We start from the raw sequence: 23,649 nt of genomic DNA on the forward strand, positions 1-23,649 counted from the left end.
ATACAACAACCATGAGAACACTTTTATCTAAAATTCTTGTAGTTACTCTGTCCCTGACCGGACTGAGCATGTTCGCACAACAACGCGATCTATCTAATTTCCGTGCTCCTGACCAACGTGGTCTGCACGTATTCGAAGCTCCTAAAGACTCTGTTCAGGAATTCGATGGCGTAAAAGTTCGTGTAGGTGGTTCATCTACCCTGCAATTCCAAGGACTTAGCCATGAGAATGCCTGGGAAAATGCACAAGTAGGAGACGCCGGAATTCCTGATCAGGATGCACTTGATCAATTACAGTTGATCGGTATCGAAAGCAACTTCAACCTGGCTACAGCTAACCTCGACCTCGATGTGCAGCTGGCTAAAGGTTTAAGAATGCACTTGAGAACATACCTTTCTTCTCGTCACCACCCGGAACCATATGTAAAAGGTGGGTACTTCCTGATCGACGATCTTGGATTCATCAGCGAAGGTTTCATGGAAAACCTGATGAAGTACGTAACCATTAAGATCGGTCACATGGAGAACAACTACGGTGATGCGCACTTCAGAAGATCAGACAACTCTGCTGCCATCTACAACCCATTCGTAGGTAACCTCATCATGGATGCCTTTACTACTGAAGTAGGTGCAGAAGTATACTACAGAAGAGGCGGATTCATCGGAATGCTCGGAGTATCTAACGGTAAACTGAACCAGTCTGTTGTTGAGTCTGACACTAAGCCTTCTTTCCTTGCGAAGTTAGGATATGACAACTACGCTACAGGAGACGATTTCAGATTCCGTTTAACAGGTTCTGTTTACACTACTTCTGAGTCTTCAAGAACATACCTTTACGCTGCAGACCGTGCAGGTTCAAGATACTACCTGGTGCTGGAGTCTGTGAAAACTAACGGAAGAGGAGGATTAGCCGGAACTAACCCAACCAATCAGTTCAGATCAGGACGTTTTGATCCGGGATTCAGCAACGAGCTTACTTCCTTCATGTTCAACCCATTCCTGAAAAAAGGCGGACTTGAGTTTTTCGGTACTGTAGAACTATCAAGCGGTAAGAGCAACAGAGAATCAGCAACCCGTAACGCTACTCAGTTAGCCGGTGAGCTTATCTACAGATTCGGAACTAACGACGACATCTACGTAGGTACCCGTTACAACACAGTAAACGCTGAGCTCGGTTCAGGAGATGTAGATATCAACAGATTCAACCTTTCTGCAGGATACTTCTTCACTAAGAACATCCTTGCAAAACTGGAGTACGTGAGCCAAAACCACGACGGTGACGGATATGCCGGAACTAAATATCAGGATGGTTCTTTCAACGGAATCATGATGGAAGCCGTTATTAGCTTCTAAACCATAAAGACAACTAGTTTTTGATTTGGATTTTTTTAAAAAAAGCAAGCCCCTTAACTATTTAAGGGGCTTGTTTTTATAACTGTATTTCATTAATTTTGCGCAATTAACCTATTGTCTATGAGAGCTTTATATCTTTTGTTTCTGGCAGGGATCCTTCTCTCCTTTTCCGCATCGGTCCCTGAGGTTGCAGACACCGCTATTCGGATTAAAGACAGCAGTTCGCTGAATATCATTGGGAAGACCAATGTGCATACGTTTACATGTAAATACGATGTTGCAGAACTCACCGAACCTGTAAAAGTGGACTACACTGCTACAGGAGACGCCATGGTATTTGGATCGGCCGTATTGCGTCTGCGCAATGAGAACTTTGACTGCGGGGGGCGTGGCATCAATAACGACTTTAACAAACTTTTGAAAACCCCGGTATATCCGGAGGTGATCCTCGGCCTGCAAAAGATCGTTGCCCATCCGCATATCGACGACAATTACATTGCTTCGGTAGCCTTAAGCATCGCGGGCACTACCCGACACTATGACCTTTTTCTCAAAGTTACCGGGCAGGACAACATGGAGATCAAAGGCGTCATGGAGATCAAACTACCTGATTTCGGTCTGGAACCACCTCAGCGAGCCTTAGGAATGATCAAGGTACAAGAGAACCTGGTGATCGAATTCCTCCTGGACATGGAAGAGGTGGGGTAGTTAGTAGTTAGTAGTTAGTAGTTAGTAGGGAGGAAAGGCGAAATTGCTGAAGGGCGAAATTGCAAAACTGCGAAATCGCGAAACTGTAAAATTGCTGAAGGGAACAATTGAGAAATCGCAAAACAGCCACTGGAAAACTCAAACTATCACATTCTCATCTCCCATCTCACCATCCTCTATTCTCTATTATCTTTTCTCTACTCTCCACTTCTTACCGGTAATCCGGCAGGTATGTGGGTTTTGTGGGTATCGTGGGTATATGGGAAAATATAAATTCCTTTTGTCTTTATTCTTTGTTCTTTACTCTTCAATCAACTCTCTATTCTCCACACTCCTCCCCGTCATCTATAATCCTCCTTACCCTTTCATCCCCGTATTCATGCCCTTCGTTTAATCGTTTAGGCACTGATATTCAAAACCTATACCTTAGGAGTTCCGATTAAACAGTTTACTATGCTACTCAATAAGAAACTTCCGGTTCGTTTTCTTCTGGGCCTGGTTAAATACGAGCTTGTTCTGCTTATCATATACGCTACCGTGATCGGTGCCCTGAGTGACCAAATGCGCACCAACGGATTGTTTATTCCAGTGGGTATTCCGGCACTCCTCGGCACAGCGATCTCCCTGATCCTCGGTTTTAAGATCAACCAATCCTATGACCGCTGGTGGGAAGCCCGCAAGATCTGGGGCGCTATTGTGAATGACTCTCGCACCCTGATGCGTCAGAGCCTTTACTACATCGGTAATGACAATGATCCGGAGGGTGTAAAACAATTACAGGAAGATATTAAATCCCTTCAGCAAGCCTGGTGCTTCGCCCTTGCGCGATCACTTCGAGGCGAGGAGCAGAAGGAACTGCCACGATTGCTTTCAGCAGACTTACTGAAAAGAACAGGGCATTTCGACAATATCCCAAATCACTTGCTAAAACACCATACACAACTGCTACAGGAAGCACGAAAACAGGGATGGATCAACGATTTCAACGCCACCCTCATCGACCAGACACATACCCGGCTTTGCAACTCCATGGGGATGGCAGAGCGCATAAAAAACACCGTATTCCCGAGGACCTATGGCCTCGTTGTACGATTCTTCATCTATCTTTTTGTCCTTCTGCTTCCCTACGGACTCATAGAATATTTCACCATTCTGGAAGCTCCCCTGATCGTGCTTATCTGCATTCCCTTCTTCTCCCTGGAAAAATCGGCCGTCCTCCTGCAAGACCCCTTTGGAGGATACCCTACAGATACTCCGGTGCTCACCATCGCCTCCACCATAGAGAATAACTTGAATACCATGGTGAACGAACACAGCGAGCTCAGACCGCTCCCTCCAAATCGCGGTTATTATATTATTTGAGAAGACCATATAAGGAGGTGGAGATGTGATCCCGAAGTTTTGCTGAATTGCTGAAGGGCAAAACTGCAAGATCGCCCTTTTTACCCGATACACTTTACTTCTTTACCCCTTTACCCTCTATACAAAAAAAGCGGCCCTAAAGCCGCTTTCAAGTTCATTATCGTGTGAACAGTTTATTTGTTCGCTGCGTAAAGTTCTGCTACCTTATCCCAGTTGATCACGTTAAAGAAGTTCGTGATATAATCCGGTCTGCGGTTCTGATAGTTAAGGTAGTAAGCATGCTCCCAAACATCGAGTCCAAGGATCGGGAATCCTCCGCATCCGATACCCGGCATTAGCGGATTGTCCTGGTTGGCAGAGCTACATACTTCTACCTTTCCTCCCTTATGAACACAAAGCCATGCCCATCCTGAACCGAATTGTCCGGCTGCAGCAGCAGAGAATTTATCTTTAAAAGCCTCGAAAGAACCGTAAGCCGCATTGATCGCGCCTGCAAGTTCTCCTTGTGGCTCACCACCTCCGTTCGGAGACATTACCTCCCAGAAAAGACAGTGGTTGTAGAATCCACCCCCATTATTTCTAACAGCCGCGTTAGACATATCCATTCCGGTAAGGATGTCTTCGATAGACTTTCCTTCCAGATCGGTACCTTCAATTGCGCCGTTAAGCTTGGTGGTGTATCCGTTATGATGCTTAGTATGGTGGATCTCCATAGTTCTTGCATCTATGTTTGGCTCTAATGCATCGTATGCATAAGGCAGTTTTGGTAATTCAAATGCCATAGTTTCAACAATTTAATTATTAGTGTTTTTGTTGAACAAATTTAACGAAAACTAACACAATTTAGCATAACAAATTGTTAAGAACTCCACGCCGATTTTCTTAATTTGCAACAAAAGCCAAAAACACGTGAAGGAGACCACATTTCAGATCTACAATGCTTCTGCAGGATCGGGAAAAACGTTCACCCTGGTAAGGGAATACCTCAGCATACTTTTAGGGACCTCGAACAAAGACCGTTTTAAGCAGGTTCTCGCCATCACCTTTACCAATAAGGCGGTGAACGAAATGAAAGAACGGGTATTGAAAAGCCTGGAAGAATTCTCTGATCCGGAAAATCTAAGCAACCCTTCACCCCTCTTCCTCGCGGTTCGCGAACGCCTTAACCTGCCGGCCGAACAGCTGCAGCAACGCGCCGGAAAGCTATTGCATTACATCCTTCACAATTACGCCTTCTTCGATATCGTAACCATCGATAAGTTCACCCACCGTCTTATTCGCACCTTTGCCAAGGACCTGGAGCTTCCGCAGAATTTTGAGGTGGTCATGGACACCGAAAGTTTACTGCGTGAAGCTATAGACGACCTGCTATACCAGGCGGGAGAAGAAAAAACGCTCACCAAAGCCCTCATTCAATTTGCGATCGAAAAGGCCGATAACGATAAACACTGGGACCTGAGTCGCGACCTCTTCAACACCAGCCGCCTCCTGCTTCGCGAAAACGACAGGCCCTACCTGGAAGCACTGCGCGATAAGAGCATGACCGACCTCCTGGCCATTCTCGACGACATACGCAAAAAGAGTGAGATCCTCAAAACACAGCTTAGCGAACTGGCCGCGTCAAAATTGCAACAGATTGCCGAGGCGGGTCTCGAACACGGCGATTTTTCCCGCAGCAGCCTGCCCAATTTCCTGGTACAGATCAGCGAAGGTAATACCGCTGTAAAAACAAACGCTAAATGGTTCGGCAAGGTCGATACAGCCCCTTTATATTCTAAAAACACCAAAGGGTGCAAGGCTACCATGGATGCCCTGCAACCTGAACTCAGTGAAGCCATTAAAACAATATTGACAGGATTAAACCGCCATCGATTGCTTATGGAGGTGTATAAGAACCTGGTACCCATGTCACTTATCAATGCTGTAAATGGCGAAATGGAGCGCATCGAAAAAGAACAGCAACTTCTACCTATCTCCAAGTTCAACAACATGATCTCTGAAGCTATCAGAGAACAGCCTGCGCCGTTTATCTACGAGCGACTCGGAGAGCGTTATAAAAACTATTTCATAGACGAATTTCAGGACACCTCGGCCCTGCAATGGAACAACCTTATCCCTCTGATCGCTAACGCCCTGTCGGGAGAATCGCTTAGCGGACAACGCGGAAGCCTCATGATCGTAGGTGATGCCAAACAATCGATCTACCGCTGGAGAGGCGGTAAGGCCGAACAATTCATCGAACTATACGGCGATGAGGAGCACAATCCGTTTCAAACCTCCAAAGAGGTCACCAACCTACCGGTAAATTACCGAAGCTTTGACGAGGTGATCACCTTCAACAATGACTTCTTTAAATTTATTTCACGATTCCTGAGTCATCCCGATTACCGGGCCTTATTCGAAGCATACAGCAGTCAGGAGGTCAATGGCCGTCCCGGAGGTTATATCGAATTTAATTTTGTGTCCCAGGATGCAGACGACAGCGATTCAGAGCAGCTTCAGCTTTGCCTGAGGACCATCGAAGATCTCAAGGCCCGGGGCTACAACCTGGGAGATATCGCCATTCTCAACCGCAGCAACAAAAGCGCTCTTAAAATTGCCCAGCACCTTACCGATAACGGGATCGCTGTGATCTCTTCAGAATCGCTTTTACTCAAGAACGATCCGAAGGTGCAATTTCTCGCCAGCATGATCAAATATGCCTACCGGGAAGAAGACCGCGAAAACCTTGCAGAACTGCTTTGGAACCTGGCAGATATGAGAAACGAAAGTGACACCCATGCTTTTTTATCGGCAAACCTCAACACCCCGGAACCGCTCTTTGACGAATATGATTTCAGTATCGACCGGTTTTGCGAAATGCCCTTTTACAACGCCCTGGAATACACCCTGGAGTGCTTTGACCTTTGCCGGGGAGACGAAGCCTACATGCAGGCCTTCCTGGACACCGTCCTCGACTTCACACAAAAAGAATCGGGCAGCATAGGCGATTTTATCGAATACTGGGACAGTAAGAAGGGTAAGCTGAGCCTGTCGGCTCCCGAGCAGGCCGATGCAGTACAGATCCTCACCATTCACAAATCTAAAGGCCTGGAATTTCCGGTGGTGATCTATCCGTTTGCCGATGCCAGTATTTACCACGAGGTAGACCCCAAACTGTGGATACCCCTGGACAATGACTCCTGGCAACTGCCCTATGCCCTGCTCAACAAGAACGAAGAGCTCAAGAACTTCGGTGACGAAGCCGCAAGCGCCCTCGAAACCTACAAACAACAACAGGAACTGGACACCTTTAACGTGCTCTATGTAGCCTTTACCCGGGCCGTGGAACGTTTATATGTGATCTGCGAGGAGAAAATGAACAAAGACGGAGAAAAACTCGATACCCTTCCCGGCGTTTTCACCAACTACCTCAAAGAAAAAGGCGTTTGGGAGGCAGACAAGGCAACTTACAGCTTTGGAGATCCCGAAAAACACACCGTGAAAAAAACCTCGCGAACAAGCGAAGACCCCGGCATTCCATTTATTGCCAATAAAGGACTCCTCGACACCTACACCATCGTAACCCGCTCCGGAAACCTCTGGGGCACCGATGCCGAGGCCTCTATCGCAAAAGGATACCTGTATCACGACATCCTTTCCCGCATGCGCTACAGCGAAGAGCTGGATGATATCCTTGAAGAAGCCCTGCTTAGGGGCGACCTCACCCGGAACCAGGAAGCCGACACCCGCCGCTACCTGCAAAACATACTCGAACACCCCGAACTTGCTGCATTCTTTGGACGTGACTACGACATTTACAACGAAAAGGAATTGATGACCGCAACAGGAGAGATCCTGCGCCCCGACCGGTTCATGACCCGCAACGGAAAGGCGTGGATCATAGACTACAAGACCGGGGAGCCCCACCCGAAATACGAGCAACAGCTAGAAGGGTATGCACAAGCGTTACGAGAGATAGGTTACGAGGTAGTCGACAAGCTACTGGTATACATAGATGAAGAGATACGGGTAGAACACTACGCTTAGATCAGGTTTTATAACTTTGTAAAAAAAATAATATGTACGGTAAGATCAAGGAGCACCTGCAACAGGAGCTCAAATCCATTGAAGAGGCAGGACTCTATAAAAAAGAACGCATTATTACCTCTGCACAAGGAGCAGAGATCACCATTTCTACCGGTGAAACAGTGATCAATTTTTGCGCCAACAACTACCTGGGGCTATCCAACCATCCCGAAGTAGTGCAAGCGGCCAAAGACACCCTTGACTCTCACGGATTCGGAATGTCGTCTGTTCGCTTTATCTGCGGAACACAGGATATACATAAGGAACTCGAAGAAAAGATCGCTTCGTTCTACGGCACCGAAGACACCATTCTTTACGCCGCGGCCTTTGACGCCAACGGAGGAGTATTCGAGCCCCTGTTAGGTCCGGAAGACGCCATTATCTCAGACTCCCTTAATCACGCCTCTATTATCGACGGGGTACGACTGTGTAAGGCTGCCAGATACCGCTATCAAAACAACGACATGGCCGACCTCGAGGAAAAGCTCAAGGAAGCCAATGCCAACGGGGCCCGCTTTAAGGTGATCGTCACCGACGGAGTGTTCTCTATGGACGGACTCGTAGCCCCACTAGACAAGATCTGTGACCTGGCCGACAAGTACGACGCAATGGTCATGATCGACGAATGTCACGCTGCTGGTTTCATTGGAGAAACAGGAAGGGGAACCCTCGAAGAGAAAAATGTGATGGGACGCATCGACATTATCACGGGTACCCTCGGTAAAGCGCTCGGAGGAGCCATGGGTGGTTATACCACCGGGAAGAAAGAGATCATCGAGATCCTGCGCCAACGTTCGCGTCCGTATCTCTTCTCCAATTCCCTTGCGCCGAACATTGTAGGAGCCTCTATCAAGGTGTTCGACATGCTCGCCACCGATACCGAATTGAGAGACCGACTCGAAGCCAACACCAACTACTTTAAAAAAGGGATGAAAGAAGCCGGCTTCGATATTATAGACGGGGATTCGGCCATAGTACCTGTTATGCTTTATGACGCCAAACTCTCACAAGAAATGGCAGATAAATTGCTCGAAAAAGGAATTTATGTTATAGGATTTTTCTACCCGGTCGTGCCTAAGGAGAAGGCCAGGATCCGGGTTCAATTATCGGCCGCACACACCAAAGAGCACCTCGACAAGGCTATAACTGCCTTTGTAACAGTAGGTAAGGAGTTAGGTGTAATTTAACCGATATTTATTAGGAATATTCCAAAAAATTATATATTCGCTTTGTTAAGTAGTTGTAACGACTTACATTTGTTAGAGAATTAACACTTAAAATTAAATAATTGAACATGAAAAATCTTGGCAAAATCTTAGTTGCTTTTCTCCTGATCGCAGGATTAAGTAGCGTACATGCTCAAGACCACAACAACCCGTGGCAGGTGAGTTTTGGTATAAACGCGATTGACGTTTACCCTACCAATTCTGACAAGCCTTATGCTGGTGGATGGTTTGATGAGTATTTCAACGTTGAGGATCACTGGAACATACTTCCTTCAATTTCTACAATTTCTGTGTCCCGTTATGTAGGAGATGGATTCTCTGTAGGAGTTCGCGGATCCCTCAACAGAATCGATAAACTTGGTGATGTTGAAACTGACGATCTTTCTCACTACGCTATCGATGGTACGATCAAGTACAATCTGGTTAAGGAAGCCTTTATTCAGCCTTACCTTGAGATCGGTGGTGGATATACCTGGATCGACGATATCGGAGCAGGTACTCTTAACGGAGGTCTTGGACTTAATTTCTGGTTCACCGAAAACATTGGTATGAACTTACAGTCTACCTATAAGCACGTTTTCGAAGACTATGGAGTTGAGCACTTCCAGCACCTGCTTGGATTAAACATCAAATTTGGTGGAACCGACACCGACGGTGACGGAATCTACGACAAAGATGATGCTTGCCCTGAAGTTGCCGGATTGCCACAATTCAACGGATGTCCTGACAGCGACGGGGACGGAATCGAAGACTCTAAAGATGCTTGTCCTAACGAAGCAGGTTCACTTGACATGAATGGTTGTCCTGATACAGACGGTGACGGAATCGCCGATAACGTAGACGAATGTCCTGAGGTTGCCGGATTGGCAGAATTCAACGGATGTCCTGATACCGACGGTGACGGAGTGCCGGATAACAAAGATGAGTGTCCCAACGAGGCAGGTCCTGCTGAGAACAACGGATGTCCATGGCCAGATGCAGACGGTGACGGAGTGCCGGATAAAGATGACCTTTGTCCTGAGGTAGCCGGTACTGTTGCCAACCAAGGTTGTCCTGAGGTAACTGAAGAAGTTCAGGCTGCGCTTAACAGCTATGCTAAGACTATCTTGTTCGATACCGGTAAGTCGTCGATCAAATCTGAGTCTGAGCAAGTTCTTGCAGACATCATCGGAATCCTGAACCAATATCCGGCTTCTAAGTTCATGATCGAAGGTCACACTGACTCTACAGGTAGTGAATCTCTAAACCTGAGACTATCTAAGGAAAGAGCTGCTGCAGTAGAGGCTTACCTCGAAAATGCAGGTATCGCTTCAGACAGACTTACTTCTGAAGGATACGGTGAGAGCAACCCGATCGCTTCTAACAGAACCAGAGATGGTAGACGTCAGAACAGAAGGGTAGAGATCAACCTGATCAAAGAATAAGGAATAACATTCCCTTAAATACTAAAAAACGCTCCGGCATTCCGGGGCGTTTTTTTTATTTTTATGCCTCATCATATTCTCAAGAACCGGCTATGAAAAGTTTCCTGTCTGCCATCATCACAGAACTCTATTCCCGCCATGCCAACGAAATGCACAAACTGGTATTGGTACTCCCTAGTAAACGTGCAGGCGCGTTTTTAAGGAAAGAATTGCGGACTGTGATCACCAGGACCACCTTCATGCCAGAGATCTACAGCATCGAAGATTTTGTGCAGGAGATCTCCAGTCTGGAACAGGCCTCAGGACTCCACCTCCTTTTCGAGTTCTACAAAACCTACGAGCAATGCACCCCCGAAGAAAAAAGAGAACCCCTTAATGAGTTTACCTCCTGGGCCCAAACCGCCATTCAGGATTTTAACGAGATCGATCGTTACCTCATAGATCCCGACCGCATCTTTGACCACCTGTTCAGCATTAAGGAGCTGGACCACTGGACCCAAACAGAACCGCAAACCGAGATCCAGAAGAACTATCTCGATTTTTGGAGGCAACTCAAACAACTCTATCACACCTTTCGCGAAAACCTCAGCGCCAAAAACCTGGGATACCAGGGCATGATCTATCGCGAAGCCAGTGAACAGGTTGAATATTACCTCCAGGCCCATCCCGACAGGCCTCATTATTTTTTAGGCTTTAACGCCCTTAACAGCGCCGAAAGCACCATTATTCAGGAAATTCTGGCCAACTCCCCGGGAGAGGTCTATTGGGATACAGACCGCCACTTTATGGATGATCCCGATCACGATGCCTCCCTGTTCTTAAGACGCATCAAAGAGGAATGGCCGCACATCCAAAAGAACGGATTTAAATATATCGGTGATCATTATAGTGCCCCCAAGAACATCGAGCTTATCGGTGTTCCCGGAAATATTCAGCAGGCCAAATACATGGGAAACCTCATCGACAAGCTCAAAGAACAGCCCGGTCTGCTCGAAAGAACGGCCGTTGTACTCGGACAAGAAGCGCTCCTTCCTGCCTTGCTCAACGCTATCCCCGAAGGTGTGGAACACATCAATATCACCAGCGGATTCCCCCTGCAATACACCCCTTTCGCCAGCTTCTTCGAGACCCTGATCCACAGCTGGTCCCGCAGTGGCAGCAACAAATGGTACTACCGCGATATAGACCGTATCTTATCGCATCCTGCCTGCCGTGGCCTGTTTTCCCCCCAAGGAATCGACACGCTGCTCAAGACTATGGGATCACAAAACCTGATCTACCTGGAAGCCGAACAACTCTATGCGTTAATGCAGGAGGAACACGAACGAGAAACCCTCAAAAAACTTTTCCCAAAGAACCTCCACCATACAGGAGCGCTCATTGAATACTGCGTATCGCTATTACTTCAGCTTCGCGATCATTACGCCACACAAGAGCACAGAAATCCGGTATTCCTGCAATACCTCTACCGTTTTTACCAGTTATTTAATCAGCTGCAACATATACAAGGCACCTACCGGTCACTAAATAATATAAAGGCCCTGCTCCAGGTATACCGCGACCTTTTGGTAAAAGAGACCGTTGATTTCAAAGGAGAACCGCTATCCGGCCTACAGGTCATGGGAATGCTCGAAAGCCGAAACCTCGATTTCGAGACCGTGATCATAAGTTCGGTCAACGAAGGGGTGCTACCCGGAGGAAAGCAGCATAATTCCTTTATTCCTTTTGACCTCAAACTGCAATACGGCCTGCCTACTTATAAAGAAAAAGATGCAGTGTACACCTATCACTTCTACCGCCTGCTGCAACGCGCGAAGAACGTTTATATCATTTACAATACCGCTACAGACTCCCTGGACGGAGGAGAAAAGAGCCGCTTCGTACAACAACTCCTGCTGGAACGGCTGCCAGGACATCAAATCAAAGAAGTACTTGCCAGTCCGCAGATCGACAGTCCGCAGATCCTTCCGGCCAGCATTTCCAAATCGCCATCACTCAACGAACGCCTCAGGCAAGTGGCCGCAGAAGGCTTTTCCCCTTCATCGCTCACCAATTTCATCAGGAATCCTATAGACTTCTATAAGCAGCGCGTGCTGGGCATCAGGGAACTCGACCTGGTAGAAGAGACCGTGGCGGCAAATACCATGGGAACCATTGTTCACGACAGCCTCGAAGCCCTGTATATTCCCTTCATCGGGAAATACCTGACCTCAGACGACCTGAAAGCGATCAGAAAAAGAATGAAGGAAGTGGTCACCGAAAAGTTCAGTGAGTATTATTCAGATCCGGCAACCGTGCGCGGACAAAACCTCATTAGCTACCATATTGCCGAGAAATACGTGGAGAAATACCTCGACCACGAACAAAAACGACTGGATAAAGGCACCTCGGTGCGTATTATCGCCCTCGAAGAGAAAGCGCCCTGCGACCTTCAAATTCCCGGCCTCGACTTTAAGGTACGTATCAAAGGAATGGTAGACCGCATAGAGGAAGTCGATGGGGTATGGACCGTAGTCGATTACAAGACCGGAGCCGTACAACCATCTGAACTCAAGGTTTACGACTGGGATCTGATGCTGGAAGATTACAAATACAGCAAGGCCTTCCAAGTGCTCTGCTATGTGTATATGATGCGTCACAAGATCCCCGCCAACGCCAGGGTACAGGCAGGTATCGTATCTTTGAAGACCATCAGGAACGGATTCATGCCTTTTGCCCAAACAGAAAAGCCCGGAGCGAGAAGCGCTGACCCGGAGATCACTCCCGAGGTGCTGGAAACCTTTGAAGAGAAACTCTTCGAACTTATTCGCACGATCTGTGACCCTGCTCAACCCTTTGTAGAAAAAGAAATAAAGACCTATGATCACTAAGACTCCGCATATTATTGACGGCCGCCATGAGCGCCCTATCCTTATGGACCTTCACCAACCGAAAAATCCTAATGGCCACCTCGTGATCTTTAGCCACGGATATAAAGGTTTTAAAGACTGGGGCTTTTGGGATCATGTGGCCCGAAAATTTGCCGATAAGGGGTTCCAGTTCCTGAAGTTTAATTTTTCGCACAATGGTGGTACCATCGAACAGCCTGTAGACTTTCCCGACCTGGAAGCTTTCGCCCTCAATAATTTCACCAAAGAAATGGACGACCTCCAAACGGTGATCGACTGGAGCACAAATGACGGCAGTAAGAAAGGGGTTGTAAATTTTGATCAAATACACCTGATTGGCCACTCCCGTGGTGGCGGTATCGTTACCCTGAAAAGCGCCGAAGAACCCCGGATCAACTCCGTTACCAGCTGGGCCGGGGTAAGTGATTTCAAGGCCCGGTTCGCCGATGCCAAAACACGGGAATACTGGAAAGCAAAAGGCGTGATCCATATCGAGAATACCCGTACCAAACAACAACTCCCCCATTATTACCAGTTCTACGAAGACTTTATCGCTAATGAGGACCGCTTTACGATTAAAAGGGCTGCACAGGCATTAGAGATTCCCCACCTTATTGTTCACGGCACCCAGGATCCTACCGTAGACCAGAAAGAAGCACAGGCATTGAAATCCTGGAATCCCAAGGCTCAACTGGAGATCATAGAAGGAGCAGATCATGTATTCGGGGGCGGACATCCATGGGCACAACAAAACCTGCCTCCACATATGGAGAGAGTGGTACAGGCTACCCTGAACTTTTTGTCCTGAGAGAACAGGCCGGAGAACGTAGCAAACAGGCAAGATCGATCTTGTTAACGCATAAACAATTGATTTTTCATTACTTACAGCTATTTTTTGCAGTGAGCGAACACATTTTTGTATAGCTTCGTGTGGATTAAAGCAGTATCGTTATGAAATACACGAAAATATCTTCCGATAAGCATTTTGACCTGGCAAAATTCCCGAAGGGTGAGATCTCAAAATTCTGGCTACACATTATCAACAACGGCTTGGGAGAACCGATCAGGGTGCCTATCCTGGTGGCACGCGGACAAAAAGAGGGGCCCGTACTCGGACTAAATGCCGCACTCCACGGGAACGAGCTCAACGGGATCAATGTGATCCAGCGCGTCTTTGACCGGCTCGACAGTAGTGATATTGTATTAAAAGGGACCGTTATCGGCATCCTGGTAGCCAATGTGCCAGGAGTACTTTTGGGGCAACGCCGGTTTAATGACGATTTTGACCTGAACCGACAGGCACCGGGTTCAGAGAACGGTATTGCCAGCAGCGTATACATTCACCGTCTTATCGACAGGGTTATCAAACACTTCGATTACTTTCTGGACCTGCATACCACGGGATACGGAAAACAGAATTGCTGGCATATCAGGGCCGACCTATCCGATAAGGAAACCAAGAACCTGGCCCTGCTGCAAAATCCGGAAGCCATTCTTCACAGTACGCCCGATGAAAAGACCCTGAGGGGATACGCCTCTTCCCTGGGTATTAAATCCCTTACCCTGGAGCTTAAAGACCCATTTATCTTTCAACCTGAGGTAGTCAACGAATCGGCAGTAGCCATATGGAATGTGATGAACTACCTGGACATGGTACCGAATCCGCGATCCAATCCCTTTGAAGATACCTGGCTGGTAGAGAAATCGCGATGGATGCGCTCCAATGCAGGAGGGATCCTCACCGTGTTTCCCGAAATCCTGAGTAGTGTTGAAGAAGGCGAAAAGATCGCAGAGGTACGCAATATTTTCGGGGAACTCAATATGGAATTCTTTGCCCCCAACAGTGGGATCGTGATCGCAAAAAACGTGAATCCTATAGCACAAACAGGGTCGGCCATCCTCAACCTGGCCCATAAAATAGAAAGGGTGCCCTGCCATATTACATAACAGACCACCCTGAACTATTGTATTCCTTTCGATATGAGATCACTTCTTATCAGGCCTTGAAGGTCGCACCTCCACCTTGCTTGGCAGGGTTCGGGGATGCATCTTTAAGAGGTCCAGCACAAGCTCACCCAGATCTTCAGGCTGTATCTTCCAGGCATCGGCCTCGGCATCCGGCGTATGGTCATTGAAATGAGACGCCACCGATCCGGGCATGATGGTGGTTACTTTGATATCGTATTTTCTAAGGTCCAGCATAGCCGCCTGGGTAAATCCTACCACTCCGAACTTAGATGCGTTGTACCCGGCACCATTGGCAAAGAAATTGGTTCCGGCGAGACTCGCCAGGGTCATATAATATCCCTTTGAAGCCTTTAATGCCGCTACGGTAGCCTTGAGCGTAAAGAAGGCTCCGGTGAGGTTGGTGTCGATCATGGACTTCCAGTGTTCGGGATCCAGCTCATCGACGGGAGCAAAATGCCCCAATCCCGCATTGGCCAGCACCAGATCGATCTGTCCGAACTTCTTTGTGATCGCTTCCACCGCCTTTTGTTCAGACGCCAGGTCGCGCACATCAGATCCCACTCCAATAATACGATCGGGATCGGTGCATAAAGCTGCCGCTGCTTTTTCGGCATCGCTCTGGTCACGACCACTTATGGCCACCCGCATTCCCGCGTCGAGGAGGGTTTTGGCAATTCCATATCCTATTCCTTTGGTTCCGCCTGTGATATAGGCCACTTTATTCTTTACATCCATAAATATGCTTTTTCCTTAAAGATAAGGCTGCAAAAAGGAAGTACAAAAAACAAGGAGTAGTTATTGGTTAACAGAGCGTAACCGGAAATACCCTGATGTATTTCTTCATCGCTTCACTTCCTTCCCATATTCCCGGATCTCCTGTATGGGCGCAATGATATTATACCCCTCCCAGATGGCAGGGTCGTAGCGTTCGATCTCCAGGGGAATAAAATTTTCCGGTTCTTCGAACGCTGCAAAGGCTTCAGCAGTTATCGCATTGCTTTCTGCAATATAGATCTCTGAGGTCGAAAGATTGTCGATCTCAAAGGTAAAATCCAGTTTAAACACCTGCCGGCTTTCAGAGCGATCTTCCTTGTTCTTGATAAACTTCATTGGCCTGCTAATGTAGGCATAGGTACCCGAGGTCTTCCTTCCGAATTTCAGGTAGTACTTTCCTTCTGCGTTCTTTCGGTACTCGGAGGTAACCCTGATGCGGTCTTCGCGAAATTTCAATCCCAACAACAATTTGAGATTAACACCCTGTAACTTCTCTCCTTCCAGCATCTCGTATTCCAGGCGCATCATCCCGTAGTCAAAAACATTGATGTACATCTTACCACGGAAAGAGGCACTGCTACGATCGGGTTCGAAAGCAATAACATAGACCGACTCTCCCGCTATGTTGGCATAACCTTCGAGGGAATATGTGTACCGCTTTAACTTCTGTAAGAAATCCAGGTTCTCTTCGTTGTAAAAGGCATTATGCGAACGCAACCTCCACTGCAGACTGTTCTTCACGAACTTGGTCTTGCCCTTTACTGAATCAATATCTTCTTCAAAGAATTCATCGGTAGTCAGCGAGTCTTCAATTTTTATGATCCCGGTCTTCACCTTATAACTGGCCCCTTTGTCCAGGTAGGGTCGAACGGTATTTACCAGTTTCTTCGTGATCTCCTCAGCAGAGATATCCCGATCCTTATCCTTCAGGATCACGGCCTTCTCTACATTCAACTTCGCCGAATCGCCCATGACCAGGCGCTCCCCGTAATACTCGGTAAAGAACCTGAATTTACTCCCGGTAATATTCTTTGAAAGGGTTTCGATCTCTTTGTTGATCGTTTTCAGATCAGACCTTGAGGTTTTACTGGCCTTATCGATCTCAAAGGTAAAGTCTAACAACTTCTGGTCGTCGCGATTACGCATAAAGAACGTCTGAGAACGATCATTGAGCACATGCAGGTCGGGAGCTGCAGCCATCATCTTTTCGACGATCTCCTGCGCACCTAATTGCTTGTTGGTCACCAAAACCTCATCGAGTTCGGTCACCTCTTCCTTAAGCACATACACTTGCTTAGTAAGATCCGTCAAAGGGATCTCCAGGGTGGCATACCCCAAATAGGAGATGGTCACAGGATCGGTTATGCCTTCCGGAAGGGTGAGGGTGAACTCCCCTTCGGTATTGGTCACTACCCCGGTATGATCGCCCAACTGAACGGTAGCATAGGGTATTGGTTGCTGCTGTTCGTCGACCACCTTGCCCGAAACAGTTTGTCCGAAAGCATAAAAACAGGAAAAAATAAAAAATATAAAGGTGAAGGATAACTTGTTCAAAGTCGTGATTTTGATTGATTTGTGTAAATATACTCCTACTTATACCAATGTCCGGGTTAAGTATTTGTGAAAATTTCAGGATTCGAAGGGGTAAACAAGAAAGAGTGAGTTGTTATAATAATAAGAGGCACTCATGAATAATCATGATAGCGTCCAAAATAAGCAATGAGTGAACTTAGTCAAGCTGTGGACTTGTTCACCACCGACCACGAAACTCAAGTGGTTTTTTCCTTGTTAAAGGGGAATAGTTACATGTTGATCGTCCTTTCATCTTACCCATGGAGGACATAAACCGCAGGCCGGACACCTGCGGTTTTTTTTTTGCGCGCTCTTTGCGTTTCGCGCAACAGGGCTCAAAAAGCAAAAAAGGTCGCCTACGGATTGCTTGCTACGCAAGCCTTCCGATGCAACCCCAACCTGAAAATACAGCACCGACTCCTTCAACACAACAACTCAGAAACAAAAAAGGTCGCCTACGGATTGCTTGCTACGCAAGCCTTCCGATGCAACCCCAACCTGAAAATACAGCACGCCCCCTTTGCGCTCCGCGCAAGAGGGCTCAAAAACAAAAAAGTCCTTTCAAGTAAACTTGAAGGACTTTCTTTTTGTTTTTTCGCACCGGCTACGCCGTGGCGCGCTTTACTTATGTGTGGAGAAGATCGGATTCGAACCGACGACCTCTTGACTGCCAGTCAAGCGCTCTAGCCAACTGAGCTACATCCCCATGATTTCGGCAGCGAATATAATTATTTTTTTTGACTTAAAACCAATAAAGGAATCGAACATCTGAATTCCTGCTTCAAAATAATATCTTTTTCCCAAAGCTTCTTAAAGAATCCGCGTTTCCTTCTGAATACCACAAGCAGATCAGGGTTATTTTTCTGGAAATGTTCCAGCACCCCCTCAAAGGTGGTCGAGTTCACCGTGCGCTGCACATCATCACCCAACGCATCAAGAGCAGGGTCGATCACCCCATCAGGCTCTGTGAACATCGGCGTCTTTACGAACAACAGGGACAGCTTGGTCTTGAATTTCTCCTTGAACAAGGCCAGGGTATCTAAAAGTGAGTTATCTTCTACGATCCCCGACTTAAAAGCTACGAGTCCGCTCTCATACGGACTAAACGTATTGCCTTCCGGAACGATGAGCGCAGGGATATGCGATTTTTTAACGATACGCCCTGAGGTATTACCCAGGAAAACCTCTTCCCTGATATCGGTACTCTTAGGTTCGAGAACGATCAGATCGATACCGTATTCCTTATCGATCGCATTCACCCCTTCTTCAACAGTCCCCTTATAGGTCGCCACCCGTACCTGCACCCCTTTCGTATCAACCTTTTTGATAAGGTCTTTCAGAGACGACATACTACTTTGAGCTACCTTACCCTCGACATTCCCAAAAGAGCCTGCCCGCGAAATAAGTGTATACGCCTGCATCAGGTAGATATCGCTGCCAAAGACATCGGCAAGGTCGATAGCATACTGCAGGGTATTCACGGCATTCGGGTTGATTCCAATAGGTACAAGGATATTTTTCATAACTTCCGGCTTCAGATTTAAACCTTAAAAATACAGAAAAAGACTAATTAAACGTGAAGATCAGGCTGGCAGTTTCTAATGACATTCCCGAAATACTGAAGATCACCCGCGCATGCGCTCAGAAAATGCGCCTACAGGGTATCTATCAATGGAACGGATATTACCCATCTAAAGAGGCCTTCGAGCAAGACCTCGCCAGGGAAGAACTCTACGTATTGCAACAGGGACGCTCCCTTAACGGATGCATCGCGATCTCTACGCATTACGACGATTTTTACAAAGAAGTATCCTGGCTCACCCCGGACGGGGAGCACTTTTTTATTCATCGCCTTGCCGTTCATCCGAATCACCAGGGCAAGGGCTACGCCCAAAAGCTGATGGATTTTGCCGAAAATATGGCCCGGGAGCGCAAGCTCACCTCCATCCGCCTGGACACCTTCAGCAAGAACGAACGCAATCAGCGGTTCTATGAAGCCCGCGGATACCAACGACTGGGAGAGGTGTTTTTCCCCCGTCAGAGCAAGTTCCCGTTTTACTGCTATGAACTACCTTTGCAGCCCTAATTCCAACTGTCTATGTCAAGGGTAAGCTTTAAAGAGATCAATCGCCTGGCCATTCCGGCCATCGTCGCCGGGATCGCTGAACCCCTGATCTCCCTTACCGATATTGCCGTGATCGGAAATGTAGACGAAAATCCGGTGGAAGCCCTCGCTGCTGCCGGGATCGTAGGCTCCTTTCTGTCGGCCATCATCTGGATCGTGGCCCAGACCAAGACGGCTATTTCTGCTATAGTATCCCGTCACCTCGGCGCCAACAGGCTTACTGCCGTAAAGACCCTGGTGCCCCAGGCCCTGGCCTTTAACTTTGTCTTTAGCCTGGTGATCTATTTCACCACGGCCTTTGCGGCCGAAGCTATTTTCAAGCTCTACAACGCCGACGGACTCATCCTGAACTACACGGCGTCTTATTATAGGATTCGCGCCTTAGGCTACCCGCTCACCCTGGTAACCTTTGCTATTTTCGGGGTCTTCCGGGGCATGCAAAATACCGTCTGGGCTATGAAATGCAGCCTTACCGGCGCGGCCATTAACGTGGTGCTCGACTACCTTTTGGTGTACGGCTGGGGCGATGTGATCCCTCCCTTTCACCTGGAAGGGGCCGGCTGGGCCAGTGTGATCGCCCAATTGGTCATGTTGCTCATGGCTTTCTGGTTCTACTTTAAGAAAACCCCTTTCGGCCTTAAAATAAGCACGAATATCAATCCGCGAATGAGAGAACTCCTCCTCATGAGCGCCAACCTTTTCGTGCGTACTGCCGCCCTGAATTTTGCGATCTACCTCGCCAATGCTTATGCTACCGACTACGGAAAGAACTATATCGCCGCCCAGAGTATCCTGATGAACATCTGGCTGTTCTTCTCCTTTTTTATCGACGGTTACGCCAGTGCCGGAAATGCCATTTCAGGAAAGCTACTGGGAGCCAGAGACTATACCCGTCTATGGAATCTCAGCAAGGATATTAGCAAATACGCCATAATCGTAGCCCTCATCCTGATGGGCGTTTGTGCCCTTTTCTACGACCGTATAGGATGGATTTTCAATAAAGATCCGGAAGTACTGGCCCTTTTCGGCACCGTATTCTGGATCGTTTTGATCATGCAACCCGTAAATGCCATCGCCTTCATGTTCGACGGTATCTTCAAGGGACTGGGCGAAGCGGCATACCTGCGTAATGTACTGCTGGCCGCCACCTTCCTTGGCTTCACCCCGGCACTATTACTTGGCGATGCGGGCGGATTAAAACTCCACGCGATCTGGATCGCCTTCTTTATCTGGATGCTCATCCGGTCTTCTGCCCTGGTCATCAGGTTCCGCCAAAAGTACCTTCAGGGGAAGGGATAGAATACGTACATTTGAATAAAACTACCGAGTTATGACCACAGACAGAGCAGACGGAAGCCTATACACCCATGTACAAAACGGGGTCGCCACCATAGAATTTGGCCATCCGGCGAGCAATTCCTTTCCGGGAGTACTCCTGGAAAGACTTTGCAAAGCCCTCGACGAATGTTCTGAAAACCCTGAGGCCAGGATAGTGATCTTAAAGAGTGAAGGGGAAAAGGCCTTTTGTGCCGGGGCTTCTTTTGATGAGCTGCTCGCAGTAACCGATGCTGAAAGCGGCAAAGCCTTTTTTAGCGGATTCGCCAATGTGCTTTTAGCCATGCGCCGTTGTAAAAAACCCATTGTAGGGCGCGTTCAGGGAAAAACCGTCGGTGGTGGCGTAGGGATCATTGCGGCCTGCGATTACGCGCTCGCTACTGAAGCGGCCAGCGTAAAGCTGTCGGAACTAAGCATTGGGATAGGTCCCTTTGTGATCGCCCCGGCAATTGAACGCAAAGCGGGGGTTGGCGCCCTTGCCGAGATGAGCCTGGCACCCACCGAATGGAAAACCGCCTACTGGGCACAGGAGAAAGGACTCTTCGCCAAGGTACTGCCCAATATTGCCGAACTGGATAAGGAAATGGAACTTTTTACCGAAAAACTAGCCTCCTGTAATCCGGAAGCCCTGGTAGAAATGAAAAAAGCTCTATGGGAAGGCACTCCCAATTGGGATCCTTTGGTATATGACCGCGCCGCAGTATCCGGAAGGCTCGTCCTCTCCGATTTTACCAAAAACGCCCTGGAGAAGTTACGCAATAAATAGCCTATCGTGTTTTTAACCACCCGGTAATACTATAGCGTTCACCGGCCTTTACAGGTTTCACCTCATGTTCGAGAACCTGGCTTTCAAAGATAACCACCCGACCCGGAAGCGGATAAATATCCATTGCGACCTCCCCATCTTCTCCCGGTAAGTACAGGGTTAATTCCCCTCCGTTAGCAGGATCCCAGGAGTCGTCGTTCAGGTAACAAACGATCGAAAGCTTCCTTCGGTCATCATTGCGAAAGGTATCGAGGTGACGCAGATAAAAAGTACCCTTAGGGTAAACGGCATAGTGAAATTCCCGTTCCAGGATCCCCATAAAACAGGTGCGGTTCAGATAGGTGATCAACTCCCCTATGCGGTCAAAAAAGATTTGCTCTGCAGGCCCGGCCTGGCCTTCCGGTATCCAGTGAATAAAATCGCCCCTTACCGATTTGATCACCTGTTCGTTGAAATGGTCGCCAATAGCCGACTTACGAAACTTATCGTCTTCGTATTTTTCAAGCAAGGAATCCCGTAGTAAGGTTACCGCCTGGTCGTTAAAAAAATGATCTGAAATACTGTATCGTTGAACACTAAGGTCTTCGATGATCCTCTCGAACAGCGGCTCCTCCCGAAACCCACTCTGTTCCAACACCTTACCGGATAACATCTCGCTGAGAATAAGTGGCCCCAAGATAGTTCAAAAACTCACGTGCAGGCGAAAAAAATACAAACCGGTGAAATAGCGTATCTTTGCCAAAAATTATCACAAACCATGTCGAAGATCCGTATCACCAAGATGTTCAATTTCGAAACCGGTCATGCCCTTTATGGCTACGACGGAAAATGCCGTAATGTACACGGGCATAGTTATAAGCTTTCGGTTACCGTGATTGGGGAGCCCATTCAGGACAAGAGCCATGTAAAGTACGGGATGGTGATCGATTTTGGCGACTTGAAAAAGATCGTAAAAGAAGAGATCGTCGACGTTTTTGACCACGCTACGGTCTTTAACCGCAACACGCCTCATATCGAGCTCGCCAGGGAACTGGAAGAACGCGGTCACAATATCATCCTCGTCGATTACCAGCCTACGAGCGAGGAAATGATCATGGACTTCGCCCAAAAGATCAAAGTACGCCTCCCTGAAAATATCGCGCTGTTCTCCCTGAAGCTCCAGGAAACAGAAAGCTCTTTTGCCGAATGGCATGCTGCCGACCAGCAAGCATAGGGCGCACCGCTATTAATTTTCTATATTTATACTTCAATCTAACCTATGGAAGTACCTCACGGAAAGAAGGTATATTTTGCCTCCGACAATCACCTGGGAGCTCCGACCACGGCCGAAAGTGCCGGGCGTGAACGCAAATTCGTGACCTGGCTGGATCAGGTCAAAGACGATGCTGCTGCTATTTTCCTTTTAGGTGATCTTTTCGATTTCTGGTTCGAATACAAAACGGTAGTCCCCAAGGGATTTACACGTACCCTGGGAAAACTCGCTGAGATCACCGATGCGGGCATTCCGGTATATTTCTTTGTGGGCAACCACGACCTTTGGATGGATGGCTATTTTGAAGAAGAACTGAACATTCCGGTATACCACGAACCGCAGGAATTCGAATTCAACGGCAAGAAGTTCTTTATTGGTCATGGTGACGGATTAGGCCCCGGGGACAAGGGCTATAAGCGCATGAAAAAGGTATTTACCAATCCGTTTTCCAAATGGCTATTCCGATGGCTACACCCCGATCTGGGGGTACGCCTTGCGCAATACCTGTCGGTAAAGAACAAGCTTATTTCCGGAGATGACGACGTGCATTTTCTGGGAGAAGACAACGAATGGCTGGTACAGTATTGCAAGCGCAAGCTCGAACAGGAACACCGAGATTATTTTGTCTTTGGCCACCGCCACCTGCCTATGGAGATCGACCTGGGATCGGGATCCCAATACATCAACCTGGGCGACTGGATAGGGTATTACACCTACGGCGAATTCGATGGCCAACAGTTAGAATTAAAAAAATACACCCCCGAAAAAGAAAAAGAGGCTTAAAAAGCCTCTTTCTTCTTTACTGCCGGTTTCAACCGGTATACATTGC

At 47.8% G+C, this 23,649-nt stretch carries 19 protein-coding genes and 1 tRNA gene; 14 read left to right on the plus strand and 6 right to left on the minus strand.

The annotated features are described in order from the left end of the window. Window positions 1-11: 11 nt before the first annotated feature. The 3 genes from IS446_RS00730 (at window position 12) to IS446_RS00740 (ending at window position 3,422) form a co-directional block, all read left to right on the plus strand. Window positions 12-1,352: a hypothetical protein gene (locus IS446_RS00730; protein ID WP_203057247.1), complete on the plus strand. Its 1,341-nt coding sequence runs from the start codon at window positions 12-14 to the stop codon at window positions 1,350-1,352. A 120-nt stretch (window positions 1,353-1,472) separates the two neighbouring features. Beyond that, the gene (locus IS446_RS00735) at window positions 1,473-2,060 is read left to right on the plus strand and encodes a hypothetical protein (protein WP_203057248.1); all 588 of its coding nucleotides are present in this window, start codon (window positions 1,473-1,475) and stop codon (window positions 2,058-2,060) included. A 453-nt stretch (window positions 2,061-2,513) separates the two neighbouring features. Further along, entirely contained in the window at window positions 2,514-3,422 is a 909-nt protein-coding gene (locus tag IS446_RS00740; protein ID WP_203057249.1) for a bestrophin family protein, read from the plus strand. Between the two features lie 173 nt (window positions 3,423-3,595). On the opposite strand, the gene IS446_RS00745 is transcribed toward IS446_RS00740, so the two are convergent. Further along, the gene (locus IS446_RS00745; RefSeq protein ID WP_203057250.1) at window positions 3,596-4,204 is read right to left on the minus strand and encodes a superoxide dismutase; all 609 of its coding nucleotides are present in this window, start codon (window positions 4,202-4,204) and stop codon (window positions 3,596-3,598) included. 127 nt (window positions 4,205-4,331) lie between these two features. Between IS446_RS00745 and IS446_RS15545 the strand changes: the two genes are divergently transcribed. From IS446_RS15545 to IS446_RS00775, 6 genes are all read left to right on the plus strand, one after another. Further along, window positions 4,332-7,451, plus strand: a complete 3,120-nt coding sequence (locus tag IS446_RS15545) for a UvrD-helicase domain-containing protein (RefSeq protein ID WP_203057251.1) — start codon at window positions 4,332-4,334, stop codon at window positions 7,449-7,451. Window positions 7,452-7,483: 32 nt separating this feature from the next. After that, entirely contained in the window at window positions 7,484-8,677 is a 1,194-nt protein-coding gene (gene kbl, locus IS446_RS00755; RefSeq protein WP_203057252.1) for a glycine C-acetyltransferase, read from the plus strand. A 107-nt stretch (window positions 8,678-8,784) separates the two neighbouring features. Continuing rightward, window positions 8,785-10,140, plus strand: coding sequence for an OmpA family protein (locus tag IS446_RS00760; RefSeq protein WP_203057253.1), 1,356 nt, complete (start codon window positions 8,785-8,787; stop codon window positions 10,138-10,140). A 92-nt stretch (window positions 10,141-10,232) separates the two neighbouring features. Further along, on the plus strand, window positions 10,233-13,010 hold the full coding sequence (locus tag IS446_RS00765; RefSeq protein WP_203057254.1) for a PD-(D/E)XK nuclease family protein: 2,778 nt from the start codon (window positions 10,233-10,235) through the stop codon (window positions 13,008-13,010). Beyond that, window positions 13,000-13,836 (plus strand): alpha/beta hydrolase family protein, encoded by an 837-nt coding sequence (locus IS446_RS00770; RefSeq protein WP_203057255.1) that lies wholly within the window; start codon window positions 13,000-13,002, stop codon window positions 13,834-13,836. The genes IS446_RS00765 and IS446_RS00770 overlap by 11 nt, the downstream gene beginning before the upstream one ends. Window positions 13,837-13,979: 143 nt before the next feature. Beyond that, on the plus strand, window positions 13,980-14,975 hold the full coding sequence (locus IS446_RS00775) for a succinylglutamate desuccinylase/aspartoacylase family protein (protein ID WP_203057256.1): 996 nt from the start codon (window positions 13,980-13,982) through the stop codon (window positions 14,973-14,975). A 39-nt stretch (window positions 14,976-15,014) separates the two neighbouring features. On the opposite strand, the gene IS446_RS00780 is transcribed toward IS446_RS00775, so the two are convergent. The 4 genes from IS446_RS00780 to IS446_RS00795 all read right to left on the minus strand — a co-directional run bounded on the left by IS446_RS00780 (window position 15,015) and on the right by IS446_RS00795 (window position 18,865). Further along, a complete protein-coding gene (locus tag IS446_RS00780; RefSeq protein WP_203057257.1) occupies window positions 15,015-15,731 on the minus strand; it encodes an SDR family oxidoreductase in 717 nt (238 codons plus the stop codon). Between the two features lie 105 nt (window positions 15,732-15,836). Beyond that, the gene (locus IS446_RS00785) at window positions 15,837-17,324 is read right to left on the minus strand and encodes a carboxypeptidase-like regulatory domain-containing protein (RefSeq protein WP_203057258.1); all 1,488 of its coding nucleotides are present in this window, start codon (window positions 17,322-17,324) and stop codon (window positions 15,837-15,839) included. 650 nt (window positions 17,325-17,974) lie between these two features. Then, a tRNA-Ala gene (locus IS446_RS00790) sits at window positions 17,975-18,048 on the minus strand. Between the two features lie 22 nt (window positions 18,049-18,070). Next, complete coding sequence (locus IS446_RS00795; RefSeq protein WP_203057259.1) at window positions 18,071-18,865, minus strand: universal stress protein; 795 nt, start codon at window positions 18,863-18,865, stop codon at window positions 18,071-18,073. 53 nt (window positions 18,866-18,918) lie between these two features. On the opposite strand from IS446_RS00795, the gene IS446_RS00800 reads away from it, so the two are divergent. From IS446_RS00800 to IS446_RS00810, 3 genes are read left to right on the plus strand one after another with little or no spacing between them, the layout of a single operon-like run. Beyond that, complete coding sequence (locus tag IS446_RS00800; RefSeq protein ID WP_317192148.1) at window positions 18,919-19,428, plus strand: GNAT family N-acetyltransferase; 510 nt, start codon at window positions 18,919-18,921, stop codon at window positions 19,426-19,428. A 12-nt stretch (window positions 19,429-19,440) separates the two neighbouring features. Beyond that, a complete protein-coding gene (locus IS446_RS00805) occupies window positions 19,441-20,766 on the plus strand; it encodes an MATE family efflux transporter (RefSeq protein ID WP_203057260.1) in 1,326 nt (441 codons plus the stop codon). A 31-nt stretch (window positions 20,767-20,797) separates the two neighbouring features. Continuing rightward, window positions 20,798-21,568, plus strand: a complete 771-nt coding sequence (locus IS446_RS00810) for an enoyl-CoA hydratase/isomerase family protein (protein ID WP_203057261.1) — start codon at window positions 20,798-20,800, stop codon at window positions 21,566-21,568. Window position 21,569: 1 nt separating this feature from the next. Here IS446_RS00810 and IS446_RS00815 read toward each other — a convergent pair whose 3' ends face one another. After that, window positions 21,570-22,220: a 2OG-Fe(II) oxygenase gene (locus tag IS446_RS00815; RefSeq protein ID WP_203057262.1), complete on the minus strand. Its 651-nt coding sequence runs from the start codon at window positions 22,218-22,220 to the stop codon at window positions 21,570-21,572. 105 nt (window positions 22,221-22,325) lie between these two features. Between IS446_RS00815 and IS446_RS00820 the strand changes: the two genes are divergently transcribed. Further along, a complete protein-coding gene (locus IS446_RS00820) occupies window positions 22,326-22,781 on the plus strand; it encodes a 6-pyruvoyl trahydropterin synthase family protein (protein WP_203057263.1) in 456 nt (151 codons plus the stop codon). Between the two features lie 45 nt (window positions 22,782-22,826). After that, window positions 22,827-23,603 (plus strand): UDP-2,3-diacylglucosamine diphosphatase, encoded by a 777-nt coding sequence (locus tag IS446_RS00825; protein WP_203057265.1) that lies wholly within the window; start codon window positions 22,827-22,829, stop codon window positions 23,601-23,603. Window positions 23,604-23,649 lie beyond the last annotated feature (46 nt).

It is taken from the genome of Robertkochia sediminum (assembly GCF_016786255.1).
Taxonomy (GTDB): domain Bacteria; phylum Bacteroidota; class Bacteroidia; order Flavobacteriales; family Flavobacteriaceae; genus Robertkochia; species Robertkochia sediminum.